Source organism: Aeromonas sp. sia0103 (assembly GCF_963895295.1).
In the GTDB taxonomy this organism is placed as follows: Bacteria; Pseudomonadota; Gammaproteobacteria; order Enterobacterales; family Aeromonadaceae; genus Aeromonas; species Aeromonas encheleia.
On the sequence record NZ_CAWQKG010000033.1, the window covers coordinates 193,853 to 217,354 of the forward strand.

Below are 23,502 nucleotides of genomic sequence, written 5' to 3' on the forward strand. Positions count from 1 at the left end.
CCAGAATTTTAACGTTGCGGGTCATTCTCAACCTCCAGCTCGAGCTGCTCTTCATCGAGATCCGCCTCTATATCCTCAAACAGCGAGTCGCTGCTCGGCATCTCGTCGTCGTGGAAGATGGCCTCCCCCTCCTGGATCATGCGCAGCTGCACGGCGCGGGGATCCTCGTCGGAGCGCACATCGGCGGCGAAGCGGAACACCGACTCGTTGACCCTGAACTTGTCGCCGTTGCCGAGCGCCGTGATCATGCCAAGGCGGCGCAGACGGCGCATGGAGGTGCGGATCTTCTCCAGCAGCTTCTTCTTGTCCAGATCGGTGCCGCCGGAGCGGCTGTTGACCATGCGCAGCAGCTGCTTCTCGTCCGCCAGACTCAGCACCTCCTCTTGCAGCTCGCCCATGGCGAATACCCCTTCAGAGGCGAGCCGGTCCGGGCTCAGGAACAGGTAGCAGAGCACCTTGCCCACCAGCATGTCGAGCTCGGACAGGACAGTGGTGCCGATGTCGGCGCTGGGGCGCGGGCGCAGGTAGAAGAAGCCCTCCGGTGCCTTGATGAGCTCGACCTGATAGCGGCCGTAGAAGATCTCCAGCTCGCCGTGATACTCCACCAGCATGGAGTGCTGTTCGAAATCGTCGGCACTGAGGTGGCGGCCCGAGCGCAAGGCGGTGTCGATGCGCGGAAACAAGGGGTTGGCGATGGCCTCTGCGAGCCGCAGCGGCAAGGGAAACTCAGTATTGATCAATGACATAGGCCTGAACCTTGGATCCAGCTTGGTTAATGGGTTTCCATGCGGGTTGCTGGTGAAGCTCGCGCTCACCGCTGGCATGGCCGAGGCGCACGGCCTGGTCTATCAAGAGGCGGGCCACGTCGAAATGGGCATGGGCCGGGTAATCCAGCAGGTACTCCCGCAGCACGTCGGCCAAGTCCAGTCGCGAGCTCTGCTCGGGGTAGCGGGCGAGGTAGCGATCGATGCGCTCCGCCAGCTCCTGGTTGATGTCCACCATCTCCAGGTATTCCATCTCGAGCGGCACCTCGCCGGTGACCTCCTCGTCGTGGATGGCGATGGTTTCGTCCCGCAGCTCCAGCAGGCGGGGCTCCTCGGCGATGCGCAGCAGCCAGCTGTGCTGCTCGAAATTGCGGATGGAGTCGCGCAGCCGCTGGCTGAAGGCGCGGTTCTTGTCCATGTCGATGGCGTTGCGGATGAACTTGTGGACGTGTCTGTCGTAGCGGGCCCACAGCTCGATGCACTGCTGGCCCCAGCTGGTGATGACGTCGAGGCGCCCCTGCAGGGCATGGGTCAGCTCCTCGACGTGGAACAGATCCTCGCGCCCCTGGGCCGCCTCCTGAATGTTGAGCAGCCCCTCCTGCAGCCGGTGGCCGGCGGCGTCCAGGGTGTCCTGCAGTTCGCGCAGGGTCTGGCCTGTCTCGTGCAGCAGCTTCTCGCAGCTGTGGATGGCGTCGACCCAGTTCTGGGTCAGCAGGGCCGCTATCTCGCTCTTGACCTGATTCTGCTGCTCGTCCATGGCGCGCTGGGTGAGATCGATGCGCCCCAGGGTCTCTTCCAGCGAAAACGTGAGCCTTGGCAGCACCTCGGCGTCCCACTGCTCGCGGGTATTGGTCTCGAGCGCCGCCTCGCGGGCGGTATCGAGTTCGGCCGCCAGGTGTTCGAGCAGGATGGAGAGCTTGATGGAGTCAACCTGGCGCTGATCCATGAAGAAGTCGACGATGCTCACCCCCAGGCGCGACAGGCGGTAGAGGCTCTCCCCCGCCACCATGTCGGTGTTGAAGCGCGACAGCAGCTGCTGGCGGATGAGATCGTTGATGGCGTTGTTGGCGCGACCGCTCTGGGTCTCGTCCATCTGGCCGAAGGCGCTGCTCACGTAACCGAAGGCATCGTGCAGCGCAGCCTCCGAGAGATCAGACTCGTCCTCGGACAGGGTCTTGATCGCGATCAGAAAGGCCAGCCGGTCGGTGGGCAGGCTCAAGGCCAGACCTTCCTGTCTGACCCATCCCACCGTCTCGGGCAGGGTACGGGATGTACTCATCATGACGTTATCATCTCGTTGTTATCGGCGAGGGGCTGGCACGGGGCGCCGTTTCCGCTCGCGCTGGTATGGGCCAAGGGTGCGCGGGCGACCCCTGGCAGCTAGATCCCGCTAGCATAAAAACCGGACATGGCTGCTTGGCTTGTGCATCGTCAACATGGGGTCTTGAGCGAGACGACCGCAGGCCCTCGACGGCGCCGGCGAGCGTCCTGCGCCCTCCTCCCCGCATCGAGGTGTCAGCCGGTCGGCTTCTGCGCCATCACATGAATGTAACGGCCGAGCGACACGAAGGGCTCCTGGCGGCAGTACTGCAGCTCCATGGCCAGCAGATCATCGAACTTCTCGACCTGATCCTGCTTGTGGCGCATGTAGTCGTGGATGACCCGCACCCCCGTCTTGCCGATGATCTTGAGCCCTCCTCGCCCTATCCAGTCGTATACCTGTTCCGGCAACTGCGGATTGGTGGGGGTCAATGCGGTCTGACGCTTCTTGCGAAGGCCGAGCCGCACATAGTCGAAATTGCCCACCACCAGGCTCTGGAACAGCAAGCCATGACGGTTGTAAAAAAGCAGCGACAGTATGCCCCCTGCATTGACGAAAGGGAACAGACCGAGCAGGGTCTGGCGCGGCTCGGCGAGCCACTCCAGCACAGCATGACAGAGCACCAGATCAAAGGTTCCGCTCACGTGCTGTTTCAGATCCTGGATGGGGCACTGGATGAGACGAATTCTGTCTTCAAGCCCCTTCTCGGCGATCTGGACCCGGGCCAGTTCCAGCATCTCCGCCGACAGATCGCACAGCTCCACCTGGTGACCCATGGCCGCCAGCTTCTGGGCGAAGTAGCCAAAGCCGCCCCCCGCATCCAGGATCCGCAGCGGCCGGTTGCCGAGTCGGGCCAGGCAGGCTTCGATGTCGCTCCACACCACAGTGGTACGGATGCGCCCCTTGGTGGAGTCGTAAATGTTGCGGGCGAACTTGTCGGCGCGTCCGTCAAAACTCTGATCTTGCTTCAAGGCAGACTCATCTTCGGCCACACCTGTCCGTCGGCTCACGGGATGGGAGCACAGAGGGTTGGGCCACAGGAAAAAAGAGGGGTATTCTGTCACATCCCGGATCTGCTGAAAACTCAAGGACGACACCACAGTGTTTGAGCTAAAAAAATGGCTGGGTCAGCTGCTGATGCCGCTGCCCTTCTCCCTCTCCTTATTGCTGTTGGCGCTGCTGCTGCTCTGGTTCACCCGCTTTCAGAAGACCGGCAAGCTGCTGGCCACGTGCGCGCTGCTGCTGATCACCCTGATGGGGATGCGACCGGTAAGCTACGAGCTGGCCCGCCCGCTGGAACAGACCTTCCCGCCGTTTGAGACAAGCCTGCACCCGGACATCGACGCCATCGTCGTGCTCGGCAACGGCCACGTGAGCGATCCCGCCGTGCCCATGCGCAGCTGGCAGAACAACATCGCCCAGGCGCGAACCCTCGAGGGGGTGCGGCTGGCCCAGGCTTATCCCCAGGCGCAACTCATCTTCTCCGGTTATGTGGCGGGGGATCCCTTGTCCAACGCCGAGGTCAACGCCCTCATGGCGCAGAGCTTAGGGGTAGACAGATCCCGAATGACGTTGTTTGAAAACAACAAAGACACCCATGACGAGGCGGTCAGCATCAGTCGTTATCTCAAGGGCAAGCGGGTGGCGCTGGTGAGTTCGGCCACCCATCTGCCGCGGGCCATGGCGCTCTACCGCGGCCAGGGACTCGATGCGGTGCCGGCCCCCACCGACTATACCGCCAAGCAGAGCCAGCAACCGCAACCCCTCTACAGTTACCTGCCCAAGGGGCGTTATCTGATGTATTCCGAGGCTGCCATTCACGAGTGGATTGGGGTATGGTGGGCCCGTTTGCGGGGGCAGGTTAACGAATGAGCGATCGGCTCTTGCATTCCTGATTTGGATCAGGAAAGCGAAAAAAAATTACGTCATTTGCCGCCGGGTCAGCTATCTTGGGCTCGGTTCAATTCATATAATGTCGCGCAATCAAATGCCTAGGAGATATACAAGATGAGACAGCACCTGGTAATGGGTAACTGGAAACTGAACGGCACCAAGGCTTCTGTAGAAGCTCTGATCAAGGGACTGACCCCGGCTGCTGCCGCTCATCCTTCTGTGCAAGTCGCCGTCTGCCCGCCGGTTATCTTTTTGGGTCTGGTTGAGCAACTGACCGCCGGCAGCAAGATCGCCTACGGTGCCCAGAATGCCGACCTTCACGAGTCTGGTGCCTTCACCGGCGAGAACGCCCCCTCCATGCTGAAAGCCTTCGGTTGCACCTACTCCCTGGTCGGCCACAGCGAGCGTCGCACCCTGCACGCAGAGACCGACGACGTGGTGGCGGCCAAGTACGAAGTCATCCAGAAAGCCGACCTGATCCCCGTGCTCTGCATCGGTGAGACCCTGGCTCAGTTCGAAGCTGGTACCACCAACACCGTGGTCGAAACCCAGCTCAAAGCCGTGATCGATCGCTGTGGCATCGCCTCCTTCAGCAAGGCCGTGGTGGCTTACGAGCCGGTATGGGCCATCGGCACTGGCAAGACTGCCACCCCGGAGATCGCCCAGTCCGTCCACGCTCACATCCGTCAGTACCTGGCTGGCTTTGACGCGGCCGTGGCTGCCAAGGTCCAGATCCTGTACGGCGGCTCCGTCACCGGTGCCACCGCTGCCGATCTGTTCGGTCAGCCGGACATCGACGGTGGCCTGGTGGGTGGTGCGTCCCTGAAAGTGGACGACTTCTCCCAGATCATCGCTGGCGCTGCCCAGTAAATGATGCACAGAGAGGGGCTTGGCCCCTCTCTGGTATATCGCTTTCCTATGGTGTCCGCATTCCATAGGAAAGCCGATATAGTAAACATGGCTGACCCCATTTTCAGATACAGATTTTTGACAACTCAGATCCAGAGGCACTCATGACCAAGCAAATCAAACGTATTGGTGTTTTGACCAGTGGTGGTGACGCACCGGGTATGAACGCAGCCATCCGCGCCGTGGTGCGCGCCGGTCTGCATCATGGCCTGGAAGTCTACGGCATCTATGATGGCTACCTCGGTCTGCATCAGGACAGGATCGTCAAGTTAGAGCGCCACAGCGTCTCCGACGTGGTGAACCGCGGTGGTACCTTCCTCGGCTCTGCCCGTTTCCCCGCCTTCAAAGATCCGAAAGTCCGTGCCGAAGCGATCGAAAACCTGAAAAAGCACGGCATCGACGCCCTGGTGGTGATCGGCGGTGACGGCTCCTACATGGGTGCCAAGAAGCTGACCGAAGAGGGCTTCCCCTGCATCGGTCTGCCGGGCACCATCGACAACGACATCGCCGGTACCGACTTCACCATCGGCTTCGATACCGCACTGAATGTGGTCGTGGACGCCATCGACCGTCTGCGCGACACCTGCAGCTCCCACCACCGCATCTCGGTGGTCGAGATCATGGGCCGCCACTGTGGCGATCTGGCCATGTCTGCCGCCGTGGCCGGCGGGGCCGAGTATGTGATAGTGCCGGAAGTGACCTTCGACAAGGACAAGCTGCTGCAACAGATCAAGGAAGGCGAAGCCAAAGGCAAGAAGCACGCCATCATCACCATCTGTGAGCACGTCACCGACGTGAACGCCCTGGCCAAGGACATCGAGGCCATGACCGGTCGCGAGACCCGCGCCACCATCCTGGGCCACATCCAGCGCGGCGGCTCGCCGACTGCGCGGGATCGCATCATGTCCAGCCGCATGGGCGCCTTCGCCGTCGAGCAACTGCTGGCCGGCCAGGGTGGCCGCTGCGTCGGTATCCAGGGCAACGAGATGGTGCACCACGACATCATCGACTGCATCGAGAACCTCAAGCGCCCGTTCGATCAGGAGCTGTACGATCTCTCCACCACCCTGTTCTAAGCGTCTCGTGCTACATCAGGTTGCTGTGACAAAAACCCTCCGCCGGAGGGTTTTTTTATACCTACACGGTTGGGCTGTAAAAGTGATCCCCCGTATTTACTGGGCTACAAGGTGCTGCAAGTAGCTGTTGAGTGCCACTGTGTGGACTAAATGTGGACACACTTTCGTGCCTGCTGCGTCCACCAGGTCATACCTACTCCTCATTGATTTGTAACGAGGGGGCCTCCTGGGCCCCGCTTGATTCAGCTAGTACACTGTCTGGTCGGGTGAACCCCTACCCCACCCCGTAACGGGTTCAGCGCCACCGCATCTTGTAGGTAGTCAGGCGCGAAATGGGCATACGTCATCGTCTGCTGGATACTGGCGTGTCCCAGAATTCGCTGCAGCGCGATAATATTGCCGCCATTGATCATGAAATGAGTGGCATAGGTATGTCGCAAAATGTGCAGCGCCTGCCCCTTCGGGATCTGCGGCTTAGCCGCTTTGATTGCCAGCCTGATCTGCGTGTAATCTGCGTCGGGAAACAGCAGCCCCTTGTCCACGCCGGAAATGAACTGCTCCACTTCCGCAGAGAGCGGCACCACCCGCGAACGCCCGTTCTTCGTCTCCACAAACATCGCCCGCTGGTTAATCACGTGCTCGGCCCGCAGCTCTGCCGCCTCGCTCCATCGAGCTCCAGTGTTGAGGCAAAACACCACGATTTTCAGATCGTCCCCCGTCAGGCTAGCCAGCAAGGTATGGATCTCCACCAAAGTGAGATAGCTCATCGCCGTGGGGACCGTCTTCAACTTACCGACCCTGCCCACCCGATTCTCTTCCTGGTACAACTTGGCGTTGATCAGGAAGGTAAACATACCGCTAAGGCAAGTGACTTCGCGGTTCACCGTGCTGGCTTTACAACCCGCCATCAACCGCTGGGTACGGTAGGCAGCAATGTGTAACTCATCTAGTTCACAGGCTCGTAAAGAACCCAGCTCCTGATCCATTCGCTCCAGCACCAGCTTGTTGCGCTCCCCCCACTTCGCATGCTGGCCGTGATAGGCCCACCACAGTCGGATCAGCTCTGCCAGTGGTCGGGCATCCTTCGGCTTATCCAGCCAGGCCTTGTCATGCTGATTGGCCAGTACATACCGCTCAAAAGCTGTCGCCTCGTGCTTCTTGTCAAATTTGCGCCGGACTCGCTTTCCGTTGCGGCCCTGCGGTCTTACGTCCACTTCGTAGCGACCATCATCGAGCTTCTTAATCGTCATAAGAGAGCCCTCCGATTTTCACTGCGTCATTCGCCTGATAGCTCAGGCTCATCACCTCAATGGCGTCGAGAAACGCCAGGTGCAAGGTCAGCCAGTTTGCTGGCCTGAGGCTGAACAATCGGTGTTGTCTTGCCCAACGTGTGCGAGAGCCGGCGCGATTTGTCCGGACTCAGGAGATGTCTCATCGAACATGAACCAATCTCTGTACTTTCTGAACCTTTCGGCCTTGAACAACTTAGAGCCAGTTTCAAATGGCATCTTTGCTTTGTCGTTTTCGTAACCCAAGTAACTTGCGTAATTTATCCCTGTTAAATCAGCTATTTCCCTTCTGTTTAGCCGCTCTGACTCTCGAATAAGCTTCAATTTTTCACCTTGAGAAATTGACATAAAATAAATATCCTCAGATAATCTGAACATCTTCAGTTTTTTGTAACGCGAGAAGCTGTTGCAAGCAGCTACAGGCAGCCAACGAGGAAGAATACCAGATGAGACGTAAAGCCAATACCGAGCCAAAAAATACCGAGTCGAAAAAGGCTGACGAGATCCCGTTTCTGGTCGGCTCCCGCTCGGATGTGATCACCCATGAGCTGTTTGCGCTGGAGCTCGGCAAATCGACAACGGCCGTGAAAGACATGATCGATGACGGCAAGGTGCCATATGTCGAGATGAAAAAGCCGGGGGGCGTACGCGCCGAGCGTTACATCTACCTGCCCGCCTGGAACGCGGGTATGAAGCTGGCCTTTGAGAGTCGCCCCAAGGAGATCCGGGATGGCTGGCTCACATGGCTGGGGCTGAGTGTGTGACCCATCGCGATCACCTGCAGACACGATAAGGGGGCGAGGGATGAAAAACATGTATGTCGATTGGGCCAGGACACATCCGCACTGGGTCAGTGCCTGCCAGCGATTTGCTGAGACACACAAGGGAAGCGTTGCTGAGATCGCCCGCACCATCGGCATGAAAAATCCGCAGACGCTGAGCAATAAGCTGAACACCGAACAAGAGCACGAGCTCACCGTAGCCGAGCTGATCGCTATCACTCGCGCCACTGGAGACGAGACCCTGTTCGATGGCGCTCTGCTCTGCTGCGGCCTGACTGCTATCACGATCCCCCAGACAGAACGAGCCCCTTCCCTGCCCCATCAGGCGATCGACCTCAACGCCAAGGTGGCCAGCATTGGCCAGCGAGCACTGGAGCTAACCGACCGGGGCCGCATTACCCGCTCCGAGCGCAACACCCTGGTGAGCGTGGCCACCTCGGCCATGGGGTCACTCGCCATCTTGATCCACGACATCGAGGCCCGCTTCCAGGCGGTGCCAACCCTGGCTTGTGCATCAGACATCTTGCTGCAAGCCGCAACCATGTAAGGGAAATAACCCCATGCAACCACACCTCAACACCGAACAGCGAAACCTCGCAGGCCTGACGCCATCAGAGCAGGTCGCCCTGAATACCGCCGGCTGCATGCTGCTGCGGGAGCTATTTGGCAAAACGAGTTCCAGCCTGAACGTTGATTGGTTGGCGATCGACACCCCACGGAAAACCGCCATTTTGACCATCGCTCGCCAGCCGAGAGATGCCTTGATGCACGCCACTCTGTCGGCATTACCACACCAGCAGCGTGAAGCGATCCGGTTAGCCGTTATCGCCCTGGACTATCAGAAGTTGTTCCGCTGCGGCTGCGACACGAAGGCATGGCACCCGGCACCGACCACCAGGGCAATAGGGGATATCGAGAGATTGAAGAAGGAGAGAACAAAGAAAATGCAAATGAAGCATGCCGTCTTGGCGGCAAACCAGATAGTCCAATCCGGCCCGCGAGCAATCGGGCAATAAAAAAGCCCGCATTACGGAGCTGTAACTCCAAGCGGGCCTTCATCAACCACCACCTAGGAAGTCGATATGGCAACTTTAGCGATCCCCTGCGCCCTGCGCAACCTTCGTATCCAACAACGCAAGCTGGCGGGCCGGTATGGCACCAGCATTACCCGAAACCCCGACTGGATTGCTGCCGCCGAGCGATCCACTGCGCTGGCTTGGGCCTCCCTCTTCAGCCGCATCAACCACCAAGGAGCCTGACCATGAATGCACAACCGACCCAGATCAACCTGCTCAACCACCATGCTGCCAAGCGCCTGCGCCACTTGCGGGAACGACTGAGCCTGAGCCGTCCCAAGTTTGCTGATCTGCTGGGGATCCCTGCCACCACGCTCAAGAACTACGAGCTGGGATACCGCGAGATCGGCGGTGGCCTGTTCCTGCTGATCGCCAACCACCCAGAGCTGAAGCAACACAGTGACTGGCTGCTGACCGGCGCTCCCGAACTGGTGGCCTAATCCATGAGGGGTCGCCTTGGCGGCCCCAGGAGTTTGCAATGAGTGGATTTATCACCGTCGGAAAGATACCCACCCTGGTCGTGGCCAAAGCTCGGTCTCTGCTTTGCCAGCGCCCCAGGAAATTAGTAGGCGGGCGTGGGGATGTTATCGATGTTGGATTGCGATATCGGCTGTTTAGACCCTGTGGGTCTGCCCAATTCCAGCTGATGACACACGAACGATACAACAAAGTTGCCGCCAAGAACCGGAACCACTGACATGAGCGATGCCATCAAGATTGCCAAAGAAGCCCCCAAATACGTCGAAGGGCTTTTGGCCGACATGTTCGCGGCTAACGCCGAGGATAACCGGGTCTGTCTAGGCGGGGTTTACGCCGGCCAGCAGTACATCCAGATCCAGCTGGTTGCCACCAGTAACCCGGCCGCCCTGATGGATGATGCCGATGGAGATGATGAAGATATAGGGTCGGAAGAAACCCCTATGCACAGCCTGCTAACCCTTCACTGGCTTGCTGCCCGTGCCGAGTTCATCTCTGCAGGAGGTGAAGCCCAAGGGAATAGAGATACCACTCGCGAACTGCTGGCACTCGGTGCCGTGCGTGCCATCTATTGGCAGGCGCTGGGGCAAGGAGATACAACCCTGGCCGGGGAGATTGGCGACTGGTGGCATGAGTGTGCCCCACTCCATGGCCAGGACGAGGTAATCCAATGAGCCAGAGTCTGCAGCGGGAACTCAACCGCCTGCTTGATCGCTGGCAGGACACCTACCGGGAGGACACGGCACGGCTGCGCTTCTATCAACGAGAGCTGGCCAATACGCGCCAGCTCGCTGCCCGCCCTCATGCCAGCATCAGGCTGCTGCTGCGTCAGTGCTCCGCCGCTCGCATGATGAAGCTCCACGCAGCCAATGTCCTGGCCACCTGCAAAGGCAACATCAGAAAACAGTCAGGCACTACCACTCGATGAGCAGCAAGACCAACCGATTACCGCTGTCCAAAAAGACCCTGCGGCAGCGTATCGACTTTCTCTCCAACTCTCTGCCCGGCGTCAATTTTGACGCCGCATTCATTGGTACTCCTGGTCAAAGCGATCTGGTCTGGGCCATTCAGCAGCTCGATGGCCTGTCCCCACAGCTTACCCTCACCCTGTTCAAGCAATTCGTACGCCGCCGCAAAGATGGCACCACCCGTCACGCCCGCAGTGCCAATATCTGGCTGCGCGAGCGCACCAAGTGGGTGCGCGGTCTTATCCAGGCGATCCCGGTCGACCCGCAGCTGCTGCGTGATGACGATGGCCGTAAACGGGTGGCGCACTCGTTCGCCAACCAGACCGCCGCGATCTGGGCCAACATCGAGCGGGGCATCAAAGCCGGTGCCGAACCGGATCTGGTGCAGACGTGGGAGGCCATCCGTCAGCCTGCCGACCAGTGGGGGTTTGTCCCTCGCCTGCCGAAGTTCAAGACCGACGAGGCACGGGATAACTGGATCCTGAGCGTGATGGTGCGCCTGCTCTCCGCCAAGTGGTGGGAGAAACGCATCAACCGCTGCTGGGACCGGCTGCAGGAGCACATCAGCATCCTGCTCGGCAAGGTGCGCAAAGGGGTCTCTGCCTATGTGTCGAACGCCACCATGAAGGTGGTGCGCGAGCGCAAGCGGGCCATGATGCGCTGGCTGGCCGAGTCGGAGGTGATGAACGAGCAGCATGACCTGGTGATCTCGATGAAGGATTGCTGGGAAGCCAGCAACGCCAACCCGGTCAACCGCCGCAACGAGATGATGGTGCGGATGCGCGGCTTTGAGGACTACGCCGAAGAGCAGGGCCATGTGGGGGTCTTCTTCACCTGGACGGCCCCTTCCCGCTTTCATGCCTGGACACAGAAGCACGACGGCAAGACCGTAGAGAACAAGCGCTATGAAGGGGCAACGCCGCGGGAAACCTGCGCTTATCTGGCCAAGCTATGGACCCGTGCCCGCTCATACCTTAAACGATGGGGGGTGCCCGTCTATGGCTTCCGAGTCTGTGAACCTCACCACGACGGCACCCCGCACTGGCACATGCTGCTGTTTATGCGCCCCAGTGACAGAAATGAAGTGATCAGCACCCTGCAACGCTATGCCCTCACCGATGATCATCAAGAGCTGGTGCGTGAGATCCAGGGGCGCCCGCCCTTTACCGACATCACACCCCGTTTTGACTGGAAAGAGATCGACCCGGCCAAAGGAGACGCCACCGGCTACATCGCCGCCTATATCGCCAAGAACATCGACGGTGAACATGTGGATGGTGATCAGGAGTCCGACACCCCTGCTGATCAAGGGGCCCAGCATGCATGCGCCTGGGCCAGTTGGTGGGGGATCCGCACCTTCCAGCAGATCGGCGGCGCCCCTGTCGGGGTGTGGCGCGAGCTGCGCCGCATCAGCAACGCCAAGAAGCATGGCGATCTGGTGGGCCCACCTAAACCGGTGTTGCAAGACCCACGCTTTGAGGCCGCCCGCTTTGCCGCGGATAACGGCATCTTCCGCTGCTACCTGCACGCCATGGGCGGCGCACTGGCGACCCGTGCCGAACACCCCATCAAGCTGGCCCACCTCATCGAGGAGCAGGCCAACTGCTATGGAGAAGACATCAAGCGCCTGATGGGCCTGCACACCGCCCGCCTAGGTGTGCGCACCCATCTGACCGGGTGGGAAGTGGTACCCGCCGGTACCTATGAGGCCACCAAGGCCACCAAGGCCGCCGAGGGTTCGGCTTGGGGGGTTGGGGTTAAGTCGGGCGACAGCCCGGCTCCTTGGAGCTCTGACAATAACTGTACGCGGCCGGATCCAGCGGCGTTCGCGGATCAGTTGATGGCAGAGCAATGGGGTTTATCGCCCTTCTCCATCGGGCGTTTGCGGGCTGGTGCCTGCGTGACCGCGGACGGTTTCACCCTCTGGCTGGAGAACGGCCAGCTACAGTCGACCAGAGCGATACCCAATGAACCAGACTGGGTGCCCGATGACCAACAGCCAGCCGCGCAGAACCAGCCCGATGAGTATGCGATTCCGGACGGTGACCAGGACTGGCCAGCACTGGTTCAGCTCTGCGGTGAGGTGTACCAGGTGAAGGGTCATGCCGGTACGCACAGCTGGATTGAGATGTTGCCTGAGCCGTATCAGTCAGAGATGTGGCGGGTGCTGGAGGGATTGGATATGCCGGAGTGGCTGCAAGAACAGAACGACTACAGCGAACAAGCGTGGGAGGTATAACATGAACAACCATCGCCAGGGCGAAAGCGCCCAGACAGTCAGCCGTGCCGAGTATCGCAGCCTGGAAAATCGGGTGACCTGCATCCTCCAGCAGCGCTGGCCGGCCAAGGAAATCAGCCAGTGGGTGGCGATGCTGCAGGGGAAACAGCAGGCCGTGGCTTGCGCCATCCTGCGCCGCCGTCATCCACGCCCCACGCTGCTGGCCTTGCCGGCCATCGCCGCCGAGGTGCCAAACCCGTTTTAGGCCAAGTCAAACAGCCCCACCGTGCCGGTGCTCACAGTAGATGGCCGCCAAGTAGGTCGGCGCCACATTGTTGAGGGGTTAACCCCCGTGGCCATTGACCAGAGCGGCACCATCCGCTGTGCCAAAACGGCCCGCCCCCTCTGGATTGCCCCAGGCAGCATAACCGATCGCGCCAACCCGGGCGCAACCGAGCGGCTCAACCCAACGTACAAGCCAGCACTGCACCAGGTAGTGACTGACCATAGACCAACCGAGAGAGGAGAACGCTGATAAGTATCAGAGACCCACAATTTAATATTTTTAAAATGAGGGGCGGGCATCCAATTTACTTAGCCTAGCCCTCTATTTTTTTGGATAAAATAGTCCAAAACGGCCCTGACGAGGATTTTTTGTGAATACAGTTAGTCTGAATTGGCCTTCAAATGCTACCGGTGGATGCTCGTTCTCGATAATAATAACCTGACTGTCGGAATGCTCCTCAATCAAATATTTGTAGAACTTATGCTTAAGATCTGACCCCTGCAGACTGTCACCTTCCCCCTCGGGTTTATAGTAAGAAAGTAATGGTGAATCAAGGACAACAAATCCAGGATGTGGAAGCATCCGTTCTTTACAAAATTCGAGCAAGCCCAACGTGGCTGCAGCATGTGTGATCGCTCTAAGCCCTTTACCTCTGTTACCACGAAGCTTACCATTAATAACAAAGTCCATGGTGACTTCGTCGAAATAAACACTCTCAGTGTCAGGGAAGTTCCATGCTTTCAGTATTTTCTCCACAGTCTTTGAAAAATCATTCAATACATTCTTGGGAAGTTTAGTCGCAATTTTTAGATCTCTATTTTGTGAATTTTCATCATCTCCAAACAACTCATTTTTTTGTGCAAGAAGCTTATCTAACTTGATGAAAACTGAGAGATGTGACACGGCTTTACTGCGAGCATCAACATATTCAGAATAACTATGCTGCGCACCTAATAACTTTGGAGCAATCGCATTTTTTATTTCCGCGTCAACAATAATAAATTGCTCTTCTATGTGAAGATATTCAGCAAGTAGACGCTTGGATTCTTCATGTAACGCAGCTATAGTAGAATCAAGATCACTTGCAAGCCGCATTATTTTTCCCATCTCAACTACAGCGGCAGTCACAATCAATTCCACATCGCCATCACATTCTTCAGCAGTATGTTGATGAACTTCAGGTGAAGCACCGCAAAGCGGACAGTTGACTCGTTCATGGTGAACAAAAAGCGAGCCTGACTCTTCAATAGCCATCAACCTATTCAAGTCAGTTTCATATTGAGTTCTTAGCAACATGAAGCGTGCCACCATATTTTTTATATCTTCTACTCTATCCCTGTTAGCCTCTCTGGCTATCACAACATCCCGCCTTTTAGACGTCAATTCATTTAGCTGCAACTGTGAAAACTTAAGTTGTTCTCTATTGGAAGAAATAGAAATCTCAAGTTTTTCGAGCTGTTGCTCCAGTTCTTCACGTCCAAAACCGTGCTCGCTTATTTCGTCCTCTACATCAGCTATCCATTGCTCGAGGAGTTCGGCTTTTGCTTGATCATTTAATTCAACTTGCTTATGGTCATCGATTGATACTATGGCGCTATCATCCACTCCTGTGAGCATGAGCTTCAAAGTGGACTTCTCTGCAGTTTTGGAAATATATTGGCCAGTTAAGAACGGGGAATCCTGGCGAATTATCTCCTTTTCGTTCACTATGATAAGGCGCGCTATATCTCTGAAACTCAAAGAACGACACATTCCAGCAGCATTCTTTCGCACAGACTTGCTTAGCAAGTCAATCGCACCGAGAAGCCAGCCGGAAATGTTATCCTCTCGGCCTGCGGCATGTTTCATCTTAACAATACAGCTTTCTTTTAAATTATTCGCAGTTTTAACATCCCCTTCAAATACCCGATAATTCCCACCATCTATGCTTCGCTCAAATGTCCAGAGACCTTTTTTTGAGGATTCGATAGCAATGCGAGCTTTTTCATACCCATTGAGCTCTGGAATGTGCCGTAAATCTTTTCCTCCGAGTAAGAAATCAATTGCCTCTACAAGAAATGACTTTCCGGTGTCAGATGCACCACATACAACGCTTAAGCCTGAATCAAACCCAATAAAAACGGGCTCAGCTCTGCCCCCCAAAAAGCTTATATTTCGGACTTGAATTGTCTCATTCATTTCGTTAGATACCACTTAAGCCTTGTGATGGGTGAAATTGGGTAGTCCATTTATCAAAGAAGCTGTTAATCAAATGATGAAGCTCGGATGCCCCCATCTTCCCAAAGGTTTTTGTAACCCAGTTTGCTCTATCTATCAATGTACACATATAAGGAGTTGCTAGTGAGTCGACGAATGGCTTCGCGTAGTCACTTGCCTGATACACAATGCCCTCTCCGCTCGCTATTCGCGTAATAAGCCCACGACTCATCATTAAAGACAGCCCTGACTCGATAACTTGACGCCTAACCAATAGTTCACCTTCTCTCATGGGAAGAGGCGGATGGAGGCTTTTGGGACCATCTAGGTCACCTGAATGAACAATCATATAGTCAAAATCAACAAGACGTTGCAGATCTAAAGTGCTTGGGAAATGGGCTGCAAGAATGACCAGAGATCGAACACCTGTCTCAAGGGCACTATTGAATACAGTAATATTTTGATTGAGTTCTTTACTCATCAGATTCACTCCAATTCAAACGGCTATCATTGACTAGCTGATGGCACATTCCCTGTTTATCCCGTGGGCGAGTGACACTAACAAGTGGATTGGCATCAACGCTGATATTAGCAGCCTGGCTCATTGTGGCGCTTAAGCGAGTCATGCCACAATCGTGCTTAGATTGACACACATCCACTACGCCATCAAAAATATCATCTTGAAGAGCCTCGAAAACACCATGGGGGACCGTATCACGCGAAAAGTTGCGTAAGGACTCAGCCGTATAAAACCGCTCGCGCTGTCGTTGAAAATCCTGCTTTATGCGAGAATCTTTTTCCAACAGGGAAAGATCCGATGATTGCGGATCTTCACCAATGGACTGAGCATATACATTGATAAGTTGTCTTACATACCGATGCTCCAGTGATACACTATCAGCTGGAGGTATTTTAGGAGCAGGGCGAATACCTAACCCACCACCGAACCTTACCGAATGGAAGGTCGTAGAAGCATGCTGCTCAAGCATTTTTACAAGTGAAACCGAATCGAATATAGTAAAATCAAACCCCTCAAAATATGTAAGAAGATCGCCATCAAGTTTTATTTTGGCTGTAGATGTAATACCACCCTCACAATATTTCCCCCAATTACCCTTAAGCTCTTCTTTTAACTTTGAAGCATTAGCGAGAAGCCTTCCAAGTTTTGTTCCGATTTGCTTAGGGGCAACGAAATAATATTTTCTTGGTGGTGTGAATTCTTTAGAATACGTAAAGTAAATGATCTTTCCGAACTCAACCCATATGTCAGCTGGTGTTAGCGGATTCTCATAAAATTTACATTGATAGTTATCCCAACCTTCATCAAATTGGTTGGAAACAATAAACCCTACGACATCTAGCCCTTTATCACCCGCACCTGAAAAACGCTTAACGCTATGATATGAAGTTTTGAGAGATGAAGCCCACTCCTCTGTAAATGCCTCCCACTCATCAGCGCCAAATAGTTTGACACGCTGTGTTTTAGGGATGGGAATGCCTGAAGTTACATGTGCAGAACTATATAATCCACCAGGAGATTGGGGAGAGAGCTCTTTAAAATCGCCATCATTTATCATATTATTTCACACTCACTGAGCCAAAAATATTGACTTAGCCATCCTTAGATGATTATTTGGTTTTGGAGGTCATTTAGACATATCAATGTAAATAGCCCACCGTATAAAACATATGAAGCAAAAACTATCACACCGCAATAATTTCCTGTTCCAGTTATAACCAGTGCGATGTTTAAATAATAGGAAACATTACTTATATCTTAATACCAAACACCAACTAATTTTATCCAAGCCGGTATATGAGGCCTTTCCGCTTAGCTTGATTGGCTTGTTGATAAGATTCGTTAGTTGCCCTACTGCCCATTTTATCAAGTAAAGACCATAGCTACCGCACGGGGTCTCAGCTCCCAGTATGCTGCTTGTAACCGGATTGAAGAGGGAATAACCATCAGATTCACCTCGATTACCTTTGAAGCTGTCGAGTTCGGATGAGTAGGGTATCAAACGATAACCAGCTTAGTGAGTGAAAAGTTATCTATAGCGCTGATTTTTGGCTAATAGTTTGATGCCGGTCAGCAAAACGAAGAGGTTGTGGCGACCAGTACCGGGGTTGTGCCTGGCGGCCCACCGTCATGCGAGAGATGAACACAACAGGGACGCTATCGCGCCCCCAGTCCTTTCAGTACCAACTGCCGCCCCTCTGGCGTCAGCGAGCCCATCAAACTCAGCACTAGCTGGTTTGTCGTCTTGGCCGAGGGGCTCAGGGTGTGGGTAAATGAAAGTGTCGCCACCCAGGTATGGCCGCACTCGGCATCGGTGCACTGGCAGTAGAGATCGGCCACCGAATCGCTCAGGTGGTTGGTCTTGGTGATACGGCCACGCTGGCCACATTCTTTGCAATAAACCCGCATCACGCCTCCGCTGACTCTTCGTTCAAGTGGAAACATTATACCAACCAATCACTGTTTACTTATACAGTTGTGCCGGTCTCCAGACTGAAATCGACCCAGAGTGAACGCGGGATCCCGCTGCTGTTGATAGTGTCCTTGATGAGTTCACACAGCGGTAGCACCTCGTTGCGGGTGTAGGTCGCGCTGTACTTCTCGGGATCCCCCAGGGCGGCCCCGTTGATCGGGATGATGCCGGCCAGCGCCGCCGGGAAGCGGTGAGAGGTCAGCACGTCCTGGGAGGTGATCGACTTGATGGCCGCAAACTCGTCCTTGGTGGCAATGTCCCCCACCGGGATGAGCTTTATGCCGTCCGGCTTGCCGTTTGGGATGTTCACAAACATCGAGCGGAAGTTCCCCACCCCCTTGGCATTGGCGATCATCTCCTTCATCGCCTCCTCCTGCTCGTCGTCCATGTTCGGGTCGGTGGCGTAGAAGATGAACCCCATGTGGGCGCCGTTGAGGAAGTATTTACGCCGAAACAGGGTGGCATCCCGGTTGAGCAGCGCCGACTGCAAGCCCCCCAGGTAGTCCGGCAGGCCATAGACCTGCTGCTCGGGATCATACTGGGCCAGCCAGATGACGTCCTCCTCCGGGATCTCCCGCTGCTGACCGTTGGGCTGCAGTAGCACAAACCGCCCTTTTCCCCGCCGCAGGTAGACGCTCGAGAGCGGGGCCAGCCCGACCACCTGGCCGAAGTAGTTGCGCAGCTTGAGCAGCGCCGCATCCCCGCTCTGCAGGTAGTTGTGCACGAACGCCGTGATGGTGGTGCGCGGCACCGTTTCGCTGGTGAAGCGCCCCGCCACCATGTTGCGCCGGGCCATCAGAATGGCGCCGTGGTGGGCGTTGGCCCGGGTCAGCCGGGCCAGTCCCTTGCGATCGATGGGCGGCTGGTAGTACTCGCCCCAGGGGTCATAGAACACCTCGGTGTAGTGGGTCATCCAGTGGGTCGGGTCTATCGGCTCTGGCAGGGCGAACGCCACCGACGGGTTGTGTTTGGCCAGGGCGGCGCCCCGGGATGAAGCTGTCTTGTTCATGCGGCTCTCTGCTCTGGGCTCACTGCCCAGGTGGATTTACGTTTGCGGGTGGTGTTCAGTGGCTCGTTGGCCACCGCATGGGCCACGGCCCAAAACACGTCGGCGTGACCGGTCACACTGTCGCGCCCCGCCTTGAAGGTCATCTGGCCACCGCCTGTGGTAGCCCGCTTGATGGCCAGGAACGCGAGCGGGATGTCCCGATCTGCGCCGTCCCACTCGATGCGATTGGCCTCCACCACGTCGATCATCTTGAGCACCATGGCGCTCTTGCTCTCGACGCTGTAGTGAATGGGTCGCAGCACCCCCTTGAACACCGGCTGCAGCAGGTCGACCACCCCGGCGCCGATGCCGGAGACATCGACCCCGAGATAGGTGACGTTGAAGCGCTTGGCGATGCGCTCGATCTCCTGGGCCTGATATTGGAAGTTGAGCCCGCGCCAGTAGTGGCGCTCCAGAATGCGAAATCGCTCCCCCTCCACCATGGGCGGAGCAACCACCACCAAAGTGGCGTTGTCCCGGGTGCGGCTCGGGTCATAACCCATCCACACTTCCCGCAGCCCGAACGGGCGCGCCGCGCCGCCCTGGTAGTCGCCCCAGCGGGTGGCATCCACCCCGGCCCGCTCCATGTCCTGGAACTTGAACACCGACAGGGCATCGTCGATGAACTTGCACATGAACAGCCGATCGAACACCTCGCCCGGGTACTCGTCGCGCAGCTCTTCGGCATCGATGAGGTTGCACCCCAGCCGGATGGCATCCTCGAGGGTGATGATGTAGCGCCACTGTTTGTCGGGGCAGACCCGGCCGCCGTCGCGCAACTCCCCATCACCTGGGAAGTCGATGGCCTGGCGCTTGGGCACATCCCCCTTCCAACGGGCGCCGGTCCAGTGCCGGTATGCCTGGTGCGCCTTACTCGACGGGGTGGAGAAGTAGGTCTTGCGCCAGTGGCTCTGGGTGGCCATCGCCGAGGCCACGTCGTTCAGGCGCTCGAAGTTGGAGATCCAGAAATATTCGTCGATATAGACGTTGCCAGAGCGTGATTGGGCGCTGTCGGAGTTGGTGGAGCAAAAGTGCAGCTCGGCGCCGTTGCTGAGGATGATGGGGTTGCCGTTGGAGAGGGTGACCCCGAGGAAGGTGCTGGCAATCTTGCGGATGTAGGACTTGAACACCTCGGCCTGCGCCTTGGTGGCTGACAGGAATATCTGGTTGCCGCCCTGCAGGATGGCATCCTCTAGCGCCTCGCCGGCGAAGTAGTAGGTCATGCCAATCTGGCGCGACTTCAAGATATTGCGGGTACGCGGCAGCGCCGGATCGTCCTTGGCCTCGCGCACCCGCAGCTGGTAGCCGAACAGGGTATCGAGCCAGGGCTGGAAGTCCTCGGGCGTCAGCTGGCTGATGTCGTTCTTGCCGCCGGATTTGCGCCGCTTGCGGCTGTCGTCCTGGTCACGGCGGCCACGTTCGCCCCGCTCGGGCGCAGGCTCTGCCCCCTCTGCCTGGCGGGCCTTGAGGGCATGCTCCCGCTCGGCCAACTTGAGCGCCTTTTCCTTGAGGCTGACATGGTGGCCAATGAGGCGGTCGAGCTCCTCCTGCTCCCCCTGGGTTTTCTTCTCCCGATGCAGCAGGGTCTGCACCCGGCGGGCGATGGCATCCTCGACTGCTTCGTCGGTCAAGAGGTCACGCCAGCCGTACTTCTCGGCCCAGTAGTAGACAATGCGACAGGAGTTGAGCCCCAGTTCGTCCTTGATCTCCTGAGGTGTCCAGCGCTTAAGATACAGACCCCGCGCGGCCGCACGGAGCTCTTCGGGATACGCCACAGCGCCTCCATCTGGTGAATGATGGCGCCATCTTAGCGACCCCCTCCCCCCGACTTCGGCCCCCAGTGTTCGGATGAATTCGGATATGCCCCAATATCCGAAACTGCCCGAACACAACCGGATGAAAGCCCGCCTCGCCCCCGATAGCCTGAGCTCGCATAGACCACCCGAGAGGCACCGCGAGCACGGCATGAGCACCCCCAACGATTCCACACTGCGCACTGGCTGGGTCTGTATCGCCACCGAAGGCACCACCGTCGACGATCGGGAGATCACCGCCGCCTGGCTGACGGACATGGCCGAGACCTACGACCCCAGCTATTACACCGCCCTGATCTGGCCCGATCACGACCGCTGGTACAACTTCGGCTATGTGCAGGAGCTCAAGACCGACACCGTGGACGGTAAGCTCAAGCTGTTCGCCATCCTGAGCCCGACCCGGGATCTCATCTATTACAACCAGACTGGCCAATACCAGTTCTGCTCCATCGAGCCCCAGGAGCAATTTGCCGATCTGGGCCGCACCTACCTTCGCGGCCTTGGCGTCACCGATGAACCTGCCAGCACCGGTACCACCCACCTCAAGTTCAAGGATGGGCGCAGCGAGTCACATCTTATCGGCCGCAGCGAACCGCTGGATCTCTCTGCGTTCAAGCTCCCCAAGCACGAGAAGGCCGACGGCCTTCTCAAGAAGTTTTTCAGCTTCCTGGCCAGCCATGGCGAGGAGCTCGATATCACTCCACCGCCCACCCAAGAGGACGAGGCAATGAACCCTGAACAATTCAACCAGATGCTGGGGGCACTGACCGGCCTTGGTAGCAAACTCGACACCCTCGCCAGCAAAGTCGAAACCTTCTCTGCCAAACCGGCCGACGAGAAGCCAACCGAGCAACCTGGCACCACCGAGCAGCCCGTTATCAGCGACGAGCAGTTCAACAAGCTGGAGCAGGCCCTGACCGGCATGACTGGCAAGCTGGACTCCCTGACCCAAACCATCGAGCAGTTCTCCGCCGAGAAGCCGGGCCAACGCCCGGGCCTGCTGGGTGGTGACGACCTGCCCAGCCTCGTTTAAGGAACAACACCACAATGAGCCAATCCCTTACCCCCCAAGCCATGGAGGCGGTGAAGAAATACCGCGTCGCACTGGCCAAGGCCTACAACATCCCCACCGACGAGCTAGGGGCACAGTTCTCCGTCACCGGTCCGGTCGAAACCCAACTGCGCCAGGCGCTGCTCAACTCCGTCGAGTTCCTCAAGCTCATCACCTGCCTGGACGTCGACCAGATCAAGGGCCAGGTGGTGCAGGTGGGCGTCGGCGGTCTCTACACCGGCCGGGTGGCGGGCGGGCGCTTCAAGAAGTCCGTGGGCGTCGATGGCAATACCTATGAGCTGGTCGAGACCGACTCCTGCGCCGCGCTGGACTGGGCCACCCTCTGCTCCTGGGCCAACGCCGGCAGCGATGGCGAGTTCATGCGCCTGGTGAACGACTTCAGCAACCGCTCCTTTGGCCTGGACATGCTGCGCATCGGCTGGAACGGTACCTCCATCGCTACCACCACCGACCCGGTGGCCAACCCGCTTGGCGAAGACGTCAACAAGGGCTGGCACCAACTGGCGCGCGAGTGGGAGGGCGGTAGCCAGATCATCGCCGCGAGCCCGGACGACAAGATCTATTTCGACCCCGATGGCGCTGGCGACTACAAGACCCTCGACGAGATGGCGTCCGACCTCATCAACACCACCATCGATCCGATCTTCCGCAACGATCCGCGCCTGGTGGTGCTGGTCGGTACCGACCTGGTGGCCGCCGCCCAGGCCAAGATCTACAGCGAGGCCAACACGCCGACCGAGCAGATTGCCGCTCAGCAGCTCGCCAAGTCCATCGCCGGCCGCCGCGCCTACATCCCGCCCTACTTCCCGGGCAATCGCATGGTGGTCACCACCCTGGACAACCTGCATCTCTACACCCAGCGTGGCACCCGCAAGCGCGAGGCCAAGGATAACCAGGACACCAAGGCGTTCGAGAACAAGTACTGGCGCATGGATGGCTACTCCCTCGCCGAGCACAAGGCCTATGGCGGCTTTGAGGAGAACGACCTGGTGATTGGTGCCCGTCCCGAACTGCCGCCGGTGGAATAAATGCTCTCACCCGGTCTGCGTCACAAGCTGCGCCACCAGGCCAGTCAGGCCACCGAACAGGCGGCCCTCACCGGCAAGGCCAGCGGCGCCGTGGCCGACAGCCTGCACCTGCAGTTGCTGGCGCTGGAGCAGGACATCGCCCGTCTGCGCCAATGCAGCCGCATCAGCGATCGGGTGGAGATGAAGCGAAACACCTTGCTGCCCAAGTACCGCCCCTATGTGGAGCGCTATCTGGCCAGCGGCCTGGTGCACCGTAACGAGCTGTTTGCCCAGATCATCATCTGGGCCTTCGATGTCGGCGAGTTCGACACCGGGATCGCCTGGAGCGAGGTGGCCATCGCCCAGCACCAGCCGACCCCGGCCAACATCAAGCGCGACTGGGCCACCTTCGTGGCCGACACCGTGCTGGAGTGGGCCGAGACTCAGGCCACCAACGGCCACGCCATCGAGCCCTGGTTCTCCCGGGTGTTCGACAAGGTGAAAAGCGACTGGCGCCTTAACGAGCGCATCACCGCCAAGTGGTTCCGGGCCGCCGGCCTGCAGTTACTGCGGGACCACGATGGCCAGCCGCGCCCCAGCGCCGTGGGGGACGCCCAGGTACTGGAGCAGGCCGATCACTGGCTGGCCCAGGCCGAGCAGTATCACAGCAAGGTCGGGGTCGCCACCTTGCGCGCCAAGATCGCCATGCGCCTGCGGGTGCTGGCGTCGTAACGACTCTCCGCGCCACCGCACCCCGGCGCGACGGCCACGGGCCGCCCTCGGCGTCACCTGATGGCCATTGCGTGGCTACAGG

The 23,502-nt window shown here is 57.8% G+C and carries 27 protein-coding genes; 16 read left to right on the top strand and 11 right to left on the bottom strand.

Going from position 1 to position 23,502, the window contains the following annotated elements:
• Positions 1-8: 8 nt before the first annotated feature.
• The 3 genes from mukE to cmoM all read right to left on the bottom strand — a co-directional run bounded on the left by mukE (position 9) and on the right by cmoM (position 3,056).
• Positions 9-746, bottom strand: a complete 738-nt coding sequence (gene mukE, locus AACW18_RS12175; RefSeq protein ID WP_218291305.1) for a chromosome partition protein MukE — start codon at positions 744-746, stop codon at positions 9-11.
• Positions 727-2,046, bottom strand: coding sequence for a chromosome partition protein MukF (mukF, locus tag AACW18_RS12180; RefSeq protein ID WP_218388795.1), 1,320 nt, complete (start codon positions 2,044-2,046; stop codon positions 727-729). Before mukF ends, mukE begins: the two co-directional genes overlap by 20 nt.
• A gap of 233 nt (positions 2,047-2,279) precedes the next feature.
• The gene (cmoM, locus tag AACW18_RS12185; protein WP_218291304.1) at positions 2,280-3,056 is read right to left on the bottom strand and encodes a tRNA uridine 5-oxyacetic acid(34) methyltransferase CmoM; all 777 of its coding nucleotides are present in this window, start codon (positions 3,054-3,056) and stop codon (positions 2,280-2,282) included.
• A gap of 130 nt (positions 3,057-3,186) precedes the next feature.
• Between cmoM and elyC the strand changes: the two genes are divergently transcribed.
• From elyC to pfkA, 3 genes are all read left to right on the top strand, one after another.
• Complete coding sequence (gene elyC / locus AACW18_RS12190) at positions 3,187-3,957, top strand: envelope biogenesis factor ElyC (RefSeq protein ID WP_218388796.1); 771 nt, start codon at positions 3,187-3,189, stop codon at positions 3,955-3,957.
• Between the two features lie 135 nt (positions 3,958-4,092).
• Positions 4,093-4,848, top strand: coding sequence for a triose-phosphate isomerase (gene tpiA, locus AACW18_RS12195; protein ID WP_218291302.1), 756 nt, complete (start codon positions 4,093-4,095; stop codon positions 4,846-4,848).
• A 143-nt stretch (positions 4,849-4,991) separates the two neighbouring features.
• A complete protein-coding gene (pfkA, locus tag AACW18_RS12200; protein ID WP_042652255.1) occupies positions 4,992-5,963 on the top strand; it encodes a 6-phosphofructokinase in 972 nt (323 codons plus the stop codon).
• 242 nt (positions 5,964-6,205) lie between these two features.
• Here the strand turns inward: pfkA and AACW18_RS12205 are convergent, their stop codons facing one another.
• Positions 6,206-7,213 (bottom strand): phage integrase, encoded by a 1,008-nt coding sequence (locus AACW18_RS12205; protein WP_218388797.1) that lies wholly within the window; start codon positions 7,211-7,213, stop codon positions 6,206-6,208.
• Positions 7,214-7,300: 87 nt separating this feature from the next.
• Complete coding sequence (locus AACW18_RS12210; protein WP_218388798.1) at positions 7,301-7,600, bottom strand: helix-turn-helix domain-containing protein; 300 nt, start codon at positions 7,598-7,600, stop codon at positions 7,301-7,303.
• 98 nt (positions 7,601-7,698) lie between these two features.
• Between AACW18_RS12210 and AACW18_RS12215 the strand changes: the two genes are divergently transcribed.
• The 10 genes from AACW18_RS12215 (at position 7,699) to AACW18_RS12255 (ending at position 13,038) form a co-directional block, all read left to right on the top strand.
• Positions 7,699-8,016, top strand: coding sequence for a Cox family DNA-binding protein (locus AACW18_RS12215; RefSeq protein ID WP_218388799.1), 318 nt, complete (start codon positions 7,699-7,701; stop codon positions 8,014-8,016).
• A gap of 49 nt (positions 8,017-8,065) precedes the next feature.
• The gene (locus AACW18_RS12220; RefSeq protein WP_218389003.1) at positions 8,066-8,581 is read left to right on the top strand and encodes a phage regulatory CII family protein; all 516 of its coding nucleotides are present in this window, start codon (positions 8,066-8,068) and stop codon (positions 8,579-8,581) included.
• 13 nt (positions 8,582-8,594) lie between these two features.
• Complete coding sequence (locus AACW18_RS12225) at positions 8,595-9,050, top strand: hypothetical protein (protein ID WP_218388800.1); 456 nt, start codon at positions 8,595-8,597, stop codon at positions 9,048-9,050.
• Between the two features lie 66 nt (positions 9,051-9,116).
• Complete coding sequence (locus AACW18_RS12230) at positions 9,117-9,293, top strand: hypothetical protein (protein WP_218388801.1); 177 nt, start codon at positions 9,117-9,119, stop codon at positions 9,291-9,293.
• A gap of 2 nt (positions 9,294-9,295) precedes the next feature.
• Positions 9,296-9,550: a helix-turn-helix domain-containing protein gene (locus AACW18_RS12235; protein WP_218388802.1), complete on the top strand. Its 255-nt coding sequence runs from the start codon at positions 9,296-9,298 to the stop codon at positions 9,548-9,550.
• A gap of 38 nt (positions 9,551-9,588) precedes the next feature.
• On the top strand, positions 9,589-9,807 hold the full coding sequence (locus tag AACW18_RS21510) for a ParE family toxin-like protein (RefSeq protein WP_445206810.1): 219 nt from the start codon (positions 9,589-9,591) through the stop codon (positions 9,805-9,807).
• A gap of 1 nt (position 9,808) precedes the next feature.
• Positions 9,809-10,261 (top strand): hypothetical protein, encoded by a 453-nt coding sequence (locus tag AACW18_RS12240; RefSeq protein ID WP_256351870.1) that lies wholly within the window; start codon positions 9,809-9,811, stop codon positions 10,259-10,261.
• Positions 10,258-10,515 (top strand): hypothetical protein, encoded by a 258-nt coding sequence (locus AACW18_RS12245; protein WP_218388803.1) that lies wholly within the window; start codon positions 10,258-10,260, stop codon positions 10,513-10,515. Before AACW18_RS12240 ends, AACW18_RS12245 begins: the two co-directional genes overlap by 4 nt.
• Entirely contained in the window at positions 10,512-12,794 is a 2,283-nt protein-coding gene (locus AACW18_RS12250) for a replication endonuclease (protein ID WP_218388804.1), read from the top strand. Before AACW18_RS12245 ends, AACW18_RS12250 begins: the two co-directional genes overlap by 4 nt.
• A 1-nt stretch (position 12,795) precedes the next feature.
• The gene (locus AACW18_RS12255; RefSeq protein WP_256351871.1) at positions 12,796-13,038 is read left to right on the top strand and encodes a hypothetical protein; all 243 of its coding nucleotides are present in this window, start codon (positions 12,796-12,798) and stop codon (positions 13,036-13,038) included.
• A gap of 342 nt (positions 13,039-13,380) precedes the next feature.
• Here the strand turns inward: AACW18_RS12255 and AACW18_RS12260 are convergent, their stop codons facing one another.
• From AACW18_RS12260 to AACW18_RS12285, 6 genes are all read right to left on the bottom strand, one after another.
• Positions 13,381-15,237 (bottom strand): AAA family ATPase, encoded by a 1,857-nt coding sequence (locus AACW18_RS12260; protein ID WP_218388805.1) that lies wholly within the window; start codon positions 15,235-15,237, stop codon positions 13,381-13,383.
• Between the two features lie 4 nt (positions 15,238-15,241).
• Complete coding sequence (locus AACW18_RS12265; protein WP_218388806.1) at positions 15,242-15,736, bottom strand: ABC-three component system middle component 2; 495 nt, start codon at positions 15,734-15,736, stop codon at positions 15,242-15,244.
• The gene (locus AACW18_RS12270; RefSeq protein WP_218388807.1) at positions 15,729-16,832 is read right to left on the bottom strand and encodes an ABC-three component system protein; all 1,104 of its coding nucleotides are present in this window, start codon (positions 16,830-16,832) and stop codon (positions 15,729-15,731) included. Before AACW18_RS12270 ends, AACW18_RS12265 begins: the two co-directional genes overlap by 8 nt.
• Before the next feature lie 599 nt (positions 16,833-17,431).
• Entirely contained in the window at positions 17,432-17,683 is a 252-nt protein-coding gene (locus AACW18_RS12275; RefSeq protein ID WP_218388808.1) for an ogr/Delta-like zinc finger family protein, read from the bottom strand.
• A gap of 59 nt (positions 17,684-17,742) precedes the next feature.
• Positions 17,743-18,756, bottom strand: coding sequence for a phage portal protein (locus AACW18_RS12280; RefSeq protein ID WP_218388809.1), 1,014 nt, complete (start codon positions 18,754-18,756; stop codon positions 17,743-17,745).
• Positions 18,753-20,570 (bottom strand): terminase large subunit domain-containing protein, encoded by a 1,818-nt coding sequence (locus AACW18_RS12285; RefSeq protein ID WP_218388810.1) that lies wholly within the window; start codon positions 20,568-20,570, stop codon positions 18,753-18,755. The genes AACW18_RS12280 and AACW18_RS12285 overlap by 4 nt, the downstream gene beginning before the upstream one ends.
• A 190-nt stretch (positions 20,571-20,760) precedes the next feature.
• On the opposite strand from AACW18_RS12285, the gene AACW18_RS12290 reads away from it, so the two are divergent.
• Genes AACW18_RS12290 through gpM form a run of 3 tightly spaced genes read left to right on the top strand, consistent with a single transcriptional unit; the run spans position 20,761 to position 23,420 of the window.
• A complete protein-coding gene (locus AACW18_RS12290) occupies positions 20,761-21,642 on the top strand; it encodes a GPO family capsid scaffolding protein (protein ID WP_218388811.1) in 882 nt (293 codons plus the stop codon).
• Between the two features lie 14 nt (positions 21,643-21,656).
• On the top strand, positions 21,657-22,709 hold the full coding sequence (locus AACW18_RS12295) for a phage major capsid protein, P2 family (RefSeq protein WP_218388812.1): 1,053 nt from the start codon (positions 21,657-21,659) through the stop codon (positions 22,707-22,709).
• Complete coding sequence (gene gpM / locus AACW18_RS12300; RefSeq protein WP_218388813.1) at positions 22,710-23,420, top strand: phage terminase small subunit; 711 nt, start codon at positions 22,710-22,712, stop codon at positions 23,418-23,420. It begins immediately after the preceding gene.
• Positions 23,421-23,502 lie beyond the last annotated feature (82 nt).